The 13,981-nt window shown below is 53.8% G+C and carries 13 protein-coding genes; 2 read left to right on the top strand and 11 right to left on the bottom strand.

Features of this window, described 5'->3' with window-relative positions; all coding sequences use genetic code 11:
* Position 1: 1 nt before the first annotated feature.
* On the bottom strand, positions 2-574 hold the full coding sequence (locus BM007_RS15905) for a Csu type fimbrial protein (protein ID WP_032647817.1): 573 nt from the start codon (positions 572-574) through the stop codon (positions 2-4).
* Between the two features lie 429 nt (positions 575-1,003).
* Here BM007_RS15905 and BM007_RS15900 point away from each other — a divergent pair, with 429 nt between their 5' ends.
* The gene (locus BM007_RS15900; RefSeq protein ID WP_024909671.1) at positions 1,004-2,269 is read left to right on the top strand and encodes a dicarboxylate/amino acid:cation symporter; all 1,266 of its coding nucleotides are present in this window, start codon (positions 1,004-1,006) and stop codon (positions 2,267-2,269) included.
* 106 nt (positions 2,270-2,375) lie between these two features.
* Here BM007_RS15900 and cheW read toward each other — a convergent pair whose 3' ends face one another.
* From cheW to flhD, 6 genes are all read right to left on the bottom strand, one after another.
* On the bottom strand, positions 2,376-2,879 hold the full coding sequence (cheW, locus tag BM007_RS15895; protein ID WP_023312262.1) for a chemotaxis protein CheW: 504 nt from the start codon (positions 2,877-2,879) through the stop codon (positions 2,376-2,378).
* Positions 2,880-2,898: 19 nt separating this feature from the next.
* Positions 2,899-4,935: a chemotaxis protein CheA gene (gene cheA / locus BM007_RS15890; protein ID WP_024909670.1), complete on the bottom strand. Its 2,037-nt coding sequence runs from the start codon at positions 4,933-4,935 to the stop codon at positions 2,899-2,901.
* Between the two features lie 4 nt (positions 4,936-4,939).
* Complete coding sequence (gene motB / locus BM007_RS15885; protein WP_024909669.1) at positions 4,940-5,869, bottom strand: flagellar motor protein MotB; 930 nt, start codon at positions 5,867-5,869, stop codon at positions 4,940-4,942.
* A complete protein-coding gene (motA, locus tag BM007_RS15880) occupies positions 5,866-6,753 on the bottom strand; it encodes a flagellar motor stator protein MotA (RefSeq protein WP_008500417.1) in 888 nt (295 codons plus the stop codon). The genes motB and motA overlap by 4 nt, the downstream gene beginning before the upstream one ends.
* Positions 6,754-6,876: 123 nt before the next feature.
* The gene (flhC, locus tag BM007_RS15875) at positions 6,877-7,455 is read right to left on the bottom strand and encodes a flagellar transcriptional regulator FlhC (RefSeq protein WP_008500416.1); all 579 of its coding nucleotides are present in this window, start codon (positions 7,453-7,455) and stop codon (positions 6,877-6,879) included.
* A 2-nt stretch (positions 7,456-7,457) separates the two neighbouring features.
* Positions 7,458-7,808: a flagellar transcriptional regulator FlhD gene (gene flhD / locus BM007_RS15870; RefSeq protein ID WP_023336137.1), complete on the bottom strand. Its 351-nt coding sequence runs from the start codon at positions 7,806-7,808 to the stop codon at positions 7,458-7,460.
* A gap of 795 nt (positions 7,809-8,603) precedes the next feature.
* Here flhD and uspC point away from each other — a divergent pair.
* Positions 8,604-9,032 carry a universal stress protein UspC gene (gene uspC, locus BM007_RS15865; protein WP_024909668.1) on the top strand — a complete coding sequence of 143 codons (429 nt, stop codon included), beginning with the start codon at positions 8,604-8,606 and terminating at the stop codon, positions 9,030-9,032.
* A 15-nt stretch (positions 9,033-9,047) separates the two neighbouring features.
* On the opposite strand, the gene otsA is transcribed toward uspC, so the two are convergent.
* The 4 genes from otsA to araG all read right to left on the bottom strand — a co-directional run bounded on the left by otsA (position 9,048) and on the right by araG (position 13,942).
* On the bottom strand, positions 9,048-10,472 hold the full coding sequence (otsA, locus tag BM007_RS15860; RefSeq protein ID WP_048992259.1) for an alpha,alpha-trehalose-phosphate synthase: 1,425 nt from the start codon (positions 10,470-10,472) through the stop codon (positions 9,048-9,050).
* The gene (otsB, locus tag BM007_RS15855; RefSeq protein WP_090419732.1) at positions 10,447-11,250 is read right to left on the bottom strand and encodes a trehalose-phosphatase; all 804 of its coding nucleotides are present in this window, start codon (positions 11,248-11,250) and stop codon (positions 10,447-10,449) included. The genes otsA and otsB overlap by 26 nt, the downstream gene beginning before the upstream one ends.
* Before the next feature lie 176 nt (positions 11,251-11,426).
* The gene (gene araH, locus BM007_RS15850) at positions 11,427-12,413 is read right to left on the bottom strand and encodes an L-arabinose ABC transporter permease AraH (protein WP_061714861.1); all 987 of its coding nucleotides are present in this window, start codon (positions 12,411-12,413) and stop codon (positions 11,427-11,429) included.
* Between the two features lie 14 nt (positions 12,414-12,427).
* The gene (araG, locus tag BM007_RS15845; RefSeq protein WP_048992264.1) at positions 12,428-13,942 is read right to left on the bottom strand and encodes an L-arabinose ABC transporter ATP-binding protein AraG; all 1,515 of its coding nucleotides are present in this window, start codon (positions 13,940-13,942) and stop codon (positions 12,428-12,430) included.
* Positions 13,943-13,981 lie beyond the last annotated feature (39 nt).

Raw genomic sequence — 13,981 nt, 5'->3', positions numbered from 1 at the left:
ACTAATAGGTTACGCTGACGTTAATCGTGTCGGTGTAGGTTCCCGGGACGACCGTCACGCTGTTACCACCGCCGGTAATACGTCCGTAGAGGGTGTAACTGTCTACACCTCCGGCCGTTGAGGCGATCGGCAACGCGGCGTTGTTGGCAATCACGGTGTTAAACCCGCTGTCGCTGTACAGGCTGTAAGCCACGCCCTGGGCCGCGTTGGCCGTATTAACCAGATAGCGTTCAGGCGTCCCCGGCGAACCGACAACGGTTCCGGGTGCCGTAGAATGGGTATTACCGGTGATCGCCACCGTATAGCTGGCGGTCGTACATTGAATGGTGAAGGTGTTTCCGCCGCTGGCGCCGCTCAGCTGCGTCGTAAGAGTGGAAAAGGTTGCCGGATGGGTACCGAAATCGAGCGTACCGAAATTAATGCCGCTTTGCGCGGGCGATCCGTTTATCAGACAGCCGTTTGTCAGCGTCAGCGTCGCGCCGATGGTGCCACTGCTGGTGACGGCCAGCGCCTGATGGGCCGTAGTCGCAGTCAGTAAGGTTCCTGCGCAGATCAAAAGGAGTTTTCTTTTCATTTACCACCCTCCAGAAGACGTCTCCGTTCCCTTGCCACATTTTATTTTTGTCGTTCAAGATGTTAGCCCCGCTTAAGGTTCCTTTGAGGGGGTTATTGAGAATTTAGTTTACGGATATCGCTTCGACCACCCGCCCCTCAACGCATAAGCCATATGTCTTATTGACTTAATTTCCTTATTAATAACAGAGAGTTAAATTTATTTAATCCGCGATTTTATTTTTTCCGGAGAGAATATATCCATTAAAATGTGATGCAGATCACAATATATCGTCAGGGCAATAACAACAAAATTAATAAAACTTAAAAAGGTGTTGTATCCCCCTACACTTTGCGTCAATTTATGTGCCGAATAATTTCCTGCATCGTAATAAAAAATTTATATGTATCGATGCGGGCTACATCTGAAGCGCATAGAGGGTCTTTTTTCGTGGCAAGTGCAAACAAACTCACACTCTTCATCGTGATATTCATGCTGGCGGGTATTCTTTCAGGGGCAGCAATTCATGAATATGCATCTGCGGATGCCATCACAGCCTGGTCGGATAACATTACCCTTCTGACCGATATTTTCCTCCGTCTGATCAAAATGGTCATTGCACCATTGGTCTTCAGCACGCTTACCGTCGGCATTATGAAACTGGGCGAAACCTCCACCATTGGCCGCGTTGGCGGTAAAGCGATGGTGTGGTTTATCAGCTCATCCGTGCTCTCCATTCTGGTTGGCCTGTTTATCGTCACGCTGGAGCATCCGGGAAGCGGTCTGAACCTGACGATCCCAACCGAAGCGGTGGATACCGGTCTGGCCGTTGGCGGCATGACGCTGAAAGCGTTCCTGTCGCACACCATTCCAACCAGTATCGCAGGGGCGATGTCGAACAATGAGATCCTGCAGATTGTGGTGTTCTCGATGTTCTTCGGCATCGGCGGCGCGTCGCTGGGGCAGAAATTCAACGCGCCGCTGGTGGCCGCGCTGGATGTGGTTTCCCATATCATGCTGAAGGTCACGGGTTACGTGATGTACGTTGCTCCGCTGGCCATTTTTGCGGCGATCTCCTCCGTGATTGCCACGCAGGGTCTTGGCATTCTGCTGAACTACGCCTCCTTTATTGGCGGCTACTATGTTGCCATTCTTCTCACCTGCATGGTGCTGCTGGCCGTGGGTTACATGGTGCTGAAAAAAGAGGTGTTCCGCCTGGTCAGCATGCTGAAAGATCCGGTCCTGGTGGCGTTTACCACCAGCAGCTCTGAAGCCGCCTACCCTAAAACGCTTGAACAGCTGGAGCGTTTTGGCTGCTCGCGCAACATCGCCTCTTTCGTTCTGCCGATTGGCTACTCCTTCAACCTGGTGGGTTCGATGGTGTACTGCTCTTTCGCTTCGATGTTTATCGCTCAGGCGTACAACATTCACCTGAGCTTCTCGGAAGTGACGGTTCTGATGCTGACGCTGATGCTGGCCTCCAAGGGGATTGCGGGCGTACCGCGTTCATCCCTGGTGGTGCTGGCCGCGACGATCCCAAGCTTTAACATTCCGGTGGCGGGTATTCTGCTGCTGATGGGGATCGACCACTTCCTGGATATGGGCCGTTCCGCAATTAACGTTCTGGGGAATGGTATTGCGACCGCGATGCTGTCCCAGAATGAAGGTGCGCGGGAAGCTGAAGCGGAAGCTGAGCTGGTAAAGCAGGAAGCGTAATGGCATGAAAAAAGGGTGAGGCCTGATGCCCTCACCCCAACCCTCTCCCACAGGGAGAGGGAGCAAACACAAAAAACGGCAACCTGGGTTGCCGTTTTGCATTTACCTACGCTACGTGACTCGCCGCGATATCCAGCAGCGCCATCTCATCGCTGTTCAGCAGCTTCTCGATGTTCACCAGAATCAGCATACGCTCGCCGAGCGCGCCCAGACCGGTCAGGTATTCGGTCGACAGCGTGACCGCAAACTCCGGCGCAGGGCGAATTTGGTCTGAGGTCAGGGAAAGCACATCAGATACGCCATCGACCACGATACCGACCACGCGCTGCCCCAGGTTCAGAACGATCACCACGGTGTTGTCGTCGTAGTCAACGTCGCCCTGGCTGAACTTCACGCGCAGGTCCACGATTGGCACAATAACGCCACGCAGGTTGGTGACACCTTTAATAAAAGCAGGCGTGTTAGCGATGCGGGTAACCTGGTCGTAACCACGGATTTCCTGCACTTTCAGGATATCGATGCCGTACTCCTCATCGCCTAAAGTGAAGACCAGGAATTCCTGCCCTGATGGCTCGCCCGCCAGTTTCGTTACATTACTCATACCGGTCATGTTATTACCTTCTACTTAATCAGGCGGCTGTGTACGCCACACGTTGTTCACGATTTAATCCCTGAAGCGCCGACACATCGACGATCAGCGCCACGCTACCATCACCCAGAATGGTGGCGGCAGAAATACCCGGCACTTTGCGGTAGTTACTTTCGAGGTTCTTCACCACCACCTGGTGCTGGCCAATCAGTTGATCAACCAGCAGCGCGTAACGGCGGCCCGCGCTTTGCAGGATCACAACGATACCCTGCGTGGCCTCTGTCTTCGCCCCGTCTACTTCGAACACTTTCCACAGTTCCACCAGCGGCAGGTACTCACCGCGCACTTCAAGAACGCGCTCGCCGCCCGCCAGCGGATGCAGATCTTCTTCACGCGGCTGCAGGGATTCCATCACGGCGTTCAGCGGCAGGATAAAGACTTCGTCCGCCACTTTGACTGACATGCCGTCGAGGATCGCCAGCGTCAGCGGCAGAAGAATGCGAATGGTAGTGCCGGAACCCTGTTTAGACTGGATCTCAACGTGGCCACCCATCTCCTGGATGTTACGTTTCACCACGTCCATGCCTACGCCGCGTCCGGAGACGTCAGTCACCTGCTCTGCGGTAGAGAAGCCCGGTGCGAAGATCAGCATGCCCACTTCTTCGTCGGTCATGTTTTCATTGACCGCCATCCCCTGCGAAATTGCTTTTGCCAGGATGCGCTCGCGATTCAGACCGGCGCCGTCATCGGTCACTTCGATGCAGATGTTCCCGCCCTGATGTTCCGCAGAGAGGATCAGGTTGCCGACCGGGGATTTTCCGGCGGCAATACGGTTTTCCGGCAGTTCGATACCGTGGTCGAGACTGTTACGCACCAGGTGCGTTAACGGATCGATGATACGCTCGATCAGGCTCTTATCCAGTTCGGTTGAGCTGCCCATCAGGGTCAGTTCAATCTGTTTATTCAGCTTGCTGGCAAGGTCGCGCACCAGACGCGGGAAGCGGCTGAAAACATATTCCATCGGCATCATACGGATGGACATGACCGATTCCTGCAGGTCACGGGCGTTACGCTGCAGCTGGCCCATGCTGGTGATCAGATCGCCATGGGTGACCGGGTCGAGTTCGTTTGAACGTTGCGCCAGCATCGACTGGGTGATCACCAGTTCGCCCACCAGGTTAATCAACTGGTCAACCTTCTCAACGGCAACGCGGATACTGGTTGACTCGCTGGAGCGCGCGGCAGGTTTTTCACCACGGCCAGGCGCAGCGGCCTCTTTTGGTACTGCCTTCAGCGCCGGGGCCGCAGGCGTCACAGCCGGTGCCGCGGCCTGAGCGACAACAGCCACCTCTTCCGCAGCCGCAGGGGCGTCAACCGCAGCCGTTTCGGTTTCGAAAGCGATCTGGTCAGCTTCAATCACAAAGCACAGAACCGCCACGATATCGTCCTGGCCAATCCCGTCATCAAGCGTCGCGGCCAGGCTGTCTTTGCCTTTTACCACGTTGCTTAATTTCGCCAGGTTACCCAGCTCTTCTTCCAGCAGGTTAACTTCGTTCTCTTTCAGGCGCGACAGCACAACGCGCAGTTTGCCCGCCTGCGCAGCGGCTGGCGCGGCCTCGTCGGCAGCAACCGCATCGACAACGCTCAGTTTCGCGGCCGGAACCACCGCTGCGGCAACCTCACCTTTTGCTTCCAGCGCGAGCTGGCGCAGCGCATTGCAGATGTATTCAAAGCTGGCGGCATCAGGCTCTGCCGAACTTTTATAGGCGTCGAGCTGTTCCTGCATAATATCTTTGGTTTCCAAAAACAGGTTGATAATGTCGGTATTGAGCTGCATCTCACCGCGTCGTGCTTCATCAAGCAGGTTTTCCATTAAATGGGTCGTTTCCTGCAGGATGGTAAATCCAAACGTTCCGGCTCCGCCTTTAATAGAATGCGCCGCACGGAAGATGGCATTGAGCTGCTCGGAGTCCGGTGCTTCGGGCACCAGGTCGAGCAAGTGTTGTTCCATATCGGCCAACAATTCGTCGGCTTCATCAAAGAATGTCTGGTAAAAATCGCTAATATCCATGCTCACGCTATCACCTCGGATTGGCTGGTGGCGATGTTGGAACGGCAGCCGAAGGAACGGCCCCAGGCTGTTTTAAATCGTCCAGTGACTCATTCTGACTTTCGGCGTTTTCATGCAGGATGGCCTGCTCCGCCTGCTGGTTCAGCACTAAAAGACTGATACGACGGTTGATGGCATCATCCGGCCCGCGGTCGGAAACGCGCATGGTTGCGGCCATGCCGACTACGCGCAGTACCTTGCCATCATCAAGCCCACCTGCCACCAGCTCGCGACGCGAGGCGTTGGCACGATCGGCAGAAAGCTCCCAGTTGCTGTATCCCTTCTCCCCATTGGCGTACGGGAAATCATCCGTGTGTCCTGACAGGCTGATTCGGTTAGGAATGCCGTTCAGCACCGGTGCAATACCGCGTAGAATGTCGCGCATGTACGGTTCGACTTCCGCACTCCCGGTTTTAAACATTGGGCGGTTCTGGCTGTCGATAATCTGAATACGCAGCCCTTCCTGCACCAGGTCGATCTTCAGATGTGGGCGCAGCGCGCGCAGCTTCGGATCCGCCTCAATCAGCTGATCGAGATCGCCACGCAGTTTCTTCAGACGCGCCTGCTCCATCTTTCTTTTTAGCTCGTCGATGTTCGGCTCTTTTTTCACCTCACCCTTCTGCTGGGTGTAATCATCGCCGCCGCCCGGGATTGGGCTTTCGCTGTTAGAAATACGCGGCCCACCGGCCACCGCCGTTGCCAGCGGTGTGCGGAAATATTCGGCAATCTGGATCAGTTCTTTTGGGCTGGAGATGGAGATCAGCCACATCACCAGAAAGAACGCCATCATTGCTGTCATAAAGTCGGCGTACGCAATTTTCCACGAGCCGTGTGCGCCATGCCCGCCGCCCTTGTGCTTGCGTTTTTTTACGATGACGATCGGATGGGACTGGTTTTTCATGCGTCCTCAGTTGTCGTCTGTTGGTTTGGGTTTTTCACCGCACGCACGTGTTCTTCAAGCTCGATAAACGACGGACGCTCGCTGGAGTAAAGCGTTTTACGGCCAAACTCAACCGCGATCGGTGGCGCGTAACCGTTGAGGTTAGAGAGCAGCGTGATCTTCACGCACTGCATCATTTTGGTGGTTTCCGCGCTCTTCTGGCGCAGAACGCTTGCCAGCGGAGAGATGAAGCCGTACGCCAGCAAAATACCGAGGAAAGTCCCCACCATCGCATGGGCAATCAGCGCACCGAGCTCGGCTGCCGGACGGTCTGCCGAGGCCAGAGCGTGAACCACCCCCATTACCGCAGCAACGATACCGAATGCCGGAAGCGAGTCGCCGACCAGCGCCAGGCTGTTGGCCGGCACTTCAGATTCGCTTTCGTGAGTTTCGATCTCTTCGTCCATCAGCGCTTCGATTTCGAAGGTATTCATGTTGCCGCTGATGATGAGTCGCAGATAGTCGACGATGAAGTCCAGCATCATCGCGTCAGCAAGAATGCGCGGATAGCTGGCAAAAATTTCGCTCTCTTTCGGGTTTTCAATATCCCGTTCAAGCGAGAACATCCCCTGCTGACGCGACTTCGCCATCAGGCGATAGAGCAGTGCCAGCAGATCCATATACATGCTTTTGGTGTATTTCGAGCGACGGAACAGCAACGGAATCGCTTTCAGCGTGCCCTTGATCGATTTACCGTTGTTGCCAACGATAAAAGCCCCTACCCCTGCACCGCCGATGATAATAAGTTCAGCCGGTTGATAGAGTGCTCCAAGGTGCCCGCCGGTCATCATGTAACCGCCGAAAACTGTACCGAGAACTACCAGGTAACCTAATAAGATAAGCACGACATCATCCTTCCGCTAGTGACTATGGCAAGGACGTCCAGCTCGCAGCGTTTACCGTTTGCGGGGTAAAAAAAAGCAGCGGTAATTGCTTACCGCTGCTGGAATCTTTCCCACACGTTCGGGTTAAACAGCTTGTTCGATCTGTTCATCCAGCAGTTGTGGAATAATATCGGCAGCATCCCGGGAAAGTTTACGTCTTTTTACTGCGCGGGATGGAGGCTGACATAAACTACAGGCGAAGCTGCCTGCAGGCTGATGAGCGTGGGTAATAAAATTGCCGTTGCAGCAGTTGCAGCGCGACAGCTCAAGCATTCCGCTCTCAACAAAACGCACCAGCGTCCATGCGCGGGTCAGCGCCAGCAGAGGGCCTTCTTCCTGCTGTGGGCATTGTTCAAGGTAAAGTTTGTACGCTTTGATTACGGCGTCAACGCCGCTACACAAACCAGTTTTGAGAAGATACTGCCAGGCATTACAGAACATGGAAGCGTGAATATTCTGCTCCCACGTCATAAACCAGTCGGTAGAAAACGGCAGCATGCCTTTCGGCGGGGGACTACCACGTAACTCTTTGTACAGCTTGATGAGACGGCCACGGCTCAACTGAGTCTCGCTTTCCAGCATTTGTAAACGAGCACCCAGTGTAATCAGCTCCATGGCCAACTGTATGTCACGCGCTTCCTGAACAATGCTTTTCTCGCTCATTGCTAGGCCCTTTTCTTACGGGCTGCGTCATCAGGCTGGCTGATTTCGTTAAGCAAGCGAGTGGAGAGAAGAATACCGGTATGGATCTGTTGAAGATCGTCCACACGGGAATCCTGCGTCAGACGCGTTATTGTCTGCGAATCATCGAAACGGAACTGGCAAACCAGTTGATTCGTTTCAGCCAGTTTAACCATCTGCGGGAGGGTTAAACCGCCCAGCATGGTTGCCATCTCTTCGTTAATACCCAGACGAAACATCGCGGACGCCTTGTCCTGACTAATCAAACGCTGCGCGAGCAGTAAATACGACAAATTAATGTCATAGATATGTTTTAGCAACTCGGATGTATGCATTGTTCCCATCCCGAATAACCAACTATTATTTTTATGCGGAAAGACCGCACCCCGTGATGTCGCCGGGAAATCACCCGGTATAAAAAAGAAAAGGCTAAATGCATAGTTGAATTTAGGTTTGTATTCACTGAAACGCGTAAGAGAGAAACCGCGAATGCGTCTCTTACATGTTTTATCATTTCTTACAAATAACTAAGATTTTTCCTAATTCGACGCAAACTCTACTCGTCAGTTTTGTCACATACAATCCAGCCACCCTCAAATTTAAAAAAAATGTGATCCACGTCACACAATTTAAGTGAATATGACCCATAAATCCATCAGTATGACTTGTAATTTGTTTGTTTTTTAACCAATCAGTACTGTTTTGTATTCTTAATTGACGAATACTCATGCAGACGGGCGATCCGAACTGGCATGCAACGTGCTTCTACCCCCGTAAGCGCTACGCTGAAACATTTACAACAAACCCCTCTCCGGGAAACATTTTTCTTACCGTGAAAAAACATATAGTTATGCAGGTAGCACAAAAAAGATGTTTCAGGACGTGATCATTCGAAATGAGTTTGTAACGCGCCAAAACGATTTAACAGTTAAAGCGTGAATTTGTGTGATTTACGTTAAGTTGTTAATTTTTTTCATTTAGGCGCATTTTTCAGTTATTCTTCTTATAAGAATAATTAATGAATAATTATGATAAGCTTCACACTAATGTCGTAATCAGCTCTTGCAGAACCTGGGAATTCGCGGTAAAGGTGATCAAACGCTGTCTGACAGACACCTAAGGAGTGCGCCATGAGTTACTCCCATCTTCTTGTTTCCGTTGCAGTTTCTCCAGAAAGTCATCAACTCGTCGCCCGGGCCGTTTCCATTGCCAGACCCCACAATGCCCGCATCAGCCTCATCACGCTCGCCGCAGAGCCAGAGATGTACAATCAGCTGGCCGCCCCCATGCTGGAGGATATTCGTGAGGTCCTTCAGGAAGAAACGCAGCAATTTCTGCGCGAACTGGTGGAAAAGGCACAATATCCGGTTTATGAGACAATTATTGCGACCGGTGAACTTAACGCCCATATTCTCGACATGTGTCGTAAACAACATATTGATTTAGTGATTTGCGGGAATCATAACCACAGCTTTTTATCGCGCGCAGCCTGTGCGGCGAAATCCATAGTCGCATCGAGCCAGGTTGATGTGCTGTTAGTGCCACTTGGGGGGAGTTAACCCCCCAGTGGAAAATCAGGCGAGTTTAGGGAAGGTCGCGATCTTTTTTTGCAGATCGCCTTCATGACTTTGCGGGGTGATATCCCGGAGATCCTGAATAAAACGTGCCTGCCAGTGGTTAATGTCGTTCTTACGGATCGTCTCCATCATATCAGCATGACGGGAAATACGTTCCGTGAGCGGCATAGTCAGGGCACGATTCAGCGCGTTTGCCACGTCGTCCCTGTCATAAGGGTTAACGATAAGCGCCGACGTGAGCTCATTTGCGGCACCGGCAAACTGGGAGAGCACCAGAACACCCGGGTCGTCAGGATCCTGGGCCGCCACATACTCTTTCGCGACGAGGTTCATCCCGTCGCGCAGCGGCGTAACCAGGCCAACATCCGCATAGCGGAAGACCTTCATCAGGATCTTACGGTCAAAGTGCTGGTTCAGATAAAACAGCGGCGTCCAGCCCAGCTGCCCGTAGCGGCCATTAATGCGCCCTGCTTCTGTCTCCAGCTGATGGCGAATGTCCTGATAGGCCTGAACCTCACCGCGCGACGTCGGCGCGATCTGGGTATAACGGATTTTACCGTGATGCTGCGGATATTTATCCAGCAGCGTTTCATACGCCAGGAAGCGTTCCGGCAGCCCTTTGGAATAATCAAGACGCTCAACCGAGAAGATATTTTTCACGTGTTTGAGTTCATTCTTAAGCTGCGCCAGCTTCGGCGGCAGCGGGCCGGAAGCCTGCTCCGCGATTTCGTCAGGTTCAATCCCAATTGGATACACTTCGGTGTGGAACGTTTTCCCCCACGCCGTATGGGTTTTCCCGCCTTTGGTCACCAGACGCGCTTTACCTGACACGGAGTCAAGGAATGCGAGGCGGTCATTTTCGGTCTGGAAGCCCAGCAAATCGTAATCACACAGCGCCTCCAGCAGCTCTTCATGCGGCGGGAGCGCGGTAAAAATTTCCGGCGTCGGGAACGGGATGTGCAGGAAGAAGCCAATCCGGTTATTTACCCCTCTTTTTCGCAGCTCTCTGGCGAAGGGCAACAGGTGATAATCGTGGATCCATAAAATATCGTCTTCTTCGATTAATGGCAGCAGTTTATCCGCCAGCAGCGCATTCACGCGCGAGTAGCCTTCGAAGGATTCACGCTGGAATTTGACCAGGTCAAGACGATAGTGAAACGCGGGCCACAGGACGGCATTCGAGAACTGCGAGTAATACTCGTCGTAGTCTTTCTCTTTCAATGCAAATGAAGCCCACGTAATGTTTCCGCGCGTCACCTTTTTGAGCGGTTTCTCTTCTTCACTGATTTCCCCACTCCAGCCAAACCACAGCCCGCCAGCGGCTTTTAAGGCACCTAATACCCCTACCGCCAGGCCACCCGCACTGGCTTTTTTATCGTCAGGCGGTGCGATTCGGTTAGAGACGACGACTAAGCGACCCATAATGGTTTCCCCCTTTGCTTTGCGCTATTTGTTGTTGTTGCTTGTTAGCGATGTCAGATATCCACTGCCAGACGCTGGCGACATCCGCCAGTCGCCATTCGGCAACAGTGTCACCAGGCCCCACCTTGACGGCGATCCCTCCGGCCTGATTCACCACGCGAAACCCGGCCTCGTCGGTCAGGTCATCCCCAATGAAAACGGGCGTTCGCCCTTTGAAAGGCGGCGACGCCATAAACGCGGCGATGGCCGCGCCTTTATTAATCCCTTTCGGTTTTAACTCAACCACGCATTTGCCGGGCTGCAACGCCAGCTGTGGATGCGCATCTGCCACCCTCTGAGCAAGCGTAAGTACTGCCTCCTCATGCTGCGGCGCCTGACGATAATGCAGGGCAAAGGCCATGCCTTTGGCTTCCAGTTCGGTGCCAGGCAGCGCTTCCAGCGCGTCAGAAAGTTGCTTATGGAGCGTTTGCGTGAGTGCGTCGGGGAGTGAAACGATATGCGTTTGATCATGGATGTCGCGGCGCTCCGCTCCGTGTACACCGGCCAGCGGAAAGTGGTATGGACTGGCGAGCAGATCCAGCTCGGCCATTGAGCGCCCTGATATCAATGCCAGTGCTCCCTCATTCATGAGCGAGAGCTGATGCAAATCCTGTAACACCGCCTCCGGAATAGACACCTGATCGGGGTGCGGTTTTATCCCGGCGAGCGTGCCGTCGAGATCAAAAAAGAAAGCATAGTGTCCGGGCAGTACAGGCGGTGCGGTTAACGTGTCAGCCACCCTTTTCCTCCTTACGGTTTACGAGAGGTAAACGCCTTTACCTCTTTCATAGCCATGTAAGTATAGACAGTGTGACGTGGCTCGCCATTTGACAACCGCCCCGCCAGTATTACTGGCGGGGCGGTTAAGAGGTCAACTAAGGTTATAAGTTGAGCAATAAAAGAGGTGCAAAACGGTTACACGGTACGCTTCGCTTTTTGCTTGTAACGGTCGAAAATCACCGCTGCCAGCAGGATCAGACCACGTACCACGTACTGCGAAAACGGCGAAATATTCAGCAGGTTCATGGCGTTCTCCACCGTCCCTAAAATCAGGATACCGGCCACCACATATGAGATTTTTCCGATGCCACCCTTGAGGGAAACGCCCCCTAACACGCAGGCCGAAATGACGATCAGCTCGTAACCGATAGAGGTCATCGGCTGGCCGCTGGTCATACGCGACGCCAGAATAATCCCCGCTGCGGCAGAAACCAGCCCAGAGAGCACAAAGATAATAATCTTGGTGCGTACGACCGGCACCCCAGCCAGACGGGCGGCCTCTTCATTACCGCCAATCGCCAGCGTATTACGGCCAAAGGTGGTCCGGTTAAGCAGGAAGCCGAACAGGATCAGGCAGGCCACCGTCAGCCATATAGGCGCAGGCAGACCCAGCCAGTTGGCATAACCCAGCGTGAAGAAGCGCTCGTCTTCAATCCCCACCGCTTTACCGTCGGAGATGATATAGGCCAGCCCGCGGACAATTTGCATCGTCGCAAGCGTGGTGATCAGGGCGTTAATCTTCAGGCGCGCGATAACAAAACCGTTCACCAGACCGCTGATGACGCCGAGTAACAGACCGGCTAAGACGCCAATCCACAGGCTCTCCGTCATGTTGATCACCACGGCCGTCGTGACGCCCGCACAGGCAATCACCGACGCCACCGACAGGTCAAAATCGCCGGAGGCCAGGCAGAACAGCATCCCGCAGGCCACCATCCCGGACATGGAAATGGCCAGCCCCAGCCCCTTCATATTAATGAAGGTGGCAAAATTAGGGACAAAGATCGCGCAGGCAAGGAACAGTGCGGCAAAAACCACCAGCATGCCGTACTGATCCCAGATACGTCCAATACTCAGCGCCGACTTCGGCTTCGGCACTCCGGATGTAGTAACAGAGGACATCATTAACTCCTTACTCAGGCGACAGCCTGGCTAACTTTAGGCATGGCGAGGTTCAACGCCTGTTGTTCATTCGCCTGTTCATGAAGTAATTCGCCGGCAATTTCGCCTTCACGCATCACCACAATGCGGTCGGCCACGCCAAGCACCTCCGGCAGATCGCTGGAGGCGAAGAGCACCGCCACGCCGCGTTTTGCCAGCTCATAGATCACGTTATAGATTTCGTGTTTTGCCCCCACATCGATACCGCGCGTCGGCTCGTCCAGCAAAATGACCTTCATATCTTCTGACAGCCAGCGGCCTAAAATTGCCTTCTGCTGGTTTCCGCCTGACAGATTCATGATCAGCTGTTCCGGACCCGGCGTTTTGATATTCAGCGAGCGAATATGGTGGTCGGCGTTACTCGACTCCCAGCTATCGTTTATCAGGCAACCGGCGCGAATAAACTTACGACGGGCAGAAATATTGATGTTGTCGCGCACCGAGTGCACCGGAATGATCCCCTCGGCTTTCCGGTCTTCCGGGCAGAGCATCATCCCCGCCCCGATCGCGTGGGCCGGTTTCTGGATATCTACCCGTTCGCCGTCAATAGAAACCTGACCATCGGTAATACGGGTACCGCCGAACAGACCTTTCATCAATTCGCTGCGCCCCGCCCCCACCAGACCAAACAGGCCGACGATTTCACCGCTGCGTACGGATAACGAAATCGGTGTTCTGACGCCCGGCGCTTTGACGTTATCCAGGCGCAGGCGTTCCGGGCCGTACGGGCGCGGTTGCCAGTGATAAATATCGCCCAGATCGCGTCCGACCATCGCCTGAACCAGCTGGTCATGGTTCACCTGCGCCATGTCGGTAAAGGTGCGCACATAGCGTCCATCTTTAAAGACGGTGATGGCGTCGCTCAGGGCAAAAATCTCTTCCATACGGTGCGAGACATACAAAATCGTGCGGCCTTCCTGACGCAATTCGCGGATCACGCGGAACAGATTTTCGATTTCACGCTTAGAGAGCGAACTGGTAGGTTCGTCGAAGGCAATAATTCTGGCGTTACGCGCCAGCGCCTTGGCAATTTCAACCATCTGCCACTGGCCGATGGAGAGGTATTTCAGCGGCGTCTGGGGATCGACGTCCAGGCCCAGATGCTTAAGCTGCAGCCCCGCTTCATAATTAAGTAGCGAACGATTTACCACGCCGCCTTTGTGCGGGAGCTGTCCCAAATAGATGTTTTCCGCCACGGTCATCTCAGGAATGAGGTGCAGCTCCTGGTAGATGATCGCCACCCCGGCATTGAGCGCCGCCGTGGTATCGGCAAACGCCACCTCTTCACCGCGTATGGCCAGCGAGCCGGTAGTGGGCGCGTAGTTACCGCTGAGGATCTTCAACAGCGTGGATTTTCCCGCACCGTTTTCCCCCATCAGGGCGTGAACCTGGCCGGCATAGCAGTCGAAGCTGATATCGGTCAGCGCGTTAACACCGGGGAAAGTTTTCCCGATGCCGCGAAAAGAGAGATACGGATCAGACTGTCGCATAACGTCTCCGTGATTCCTGTAGTGTGTACGTCTGGCCCC

It is taken from the genome of Enterobacter sp. NFIX59, assembly GCF_900113755.1.
GTDB lineage: Bacteria > Pseudomonadota > Gammaproteobacteria > Enterobacterales > Enterobacteriaceae > Enterobacter > Enterobacter pseudoroggenkampii.
The sequence above is the reverse complement of the archived record's forward strand: the minus strand, read 5'-3'. Positions and strand labels throughout refer to the sequence as shown.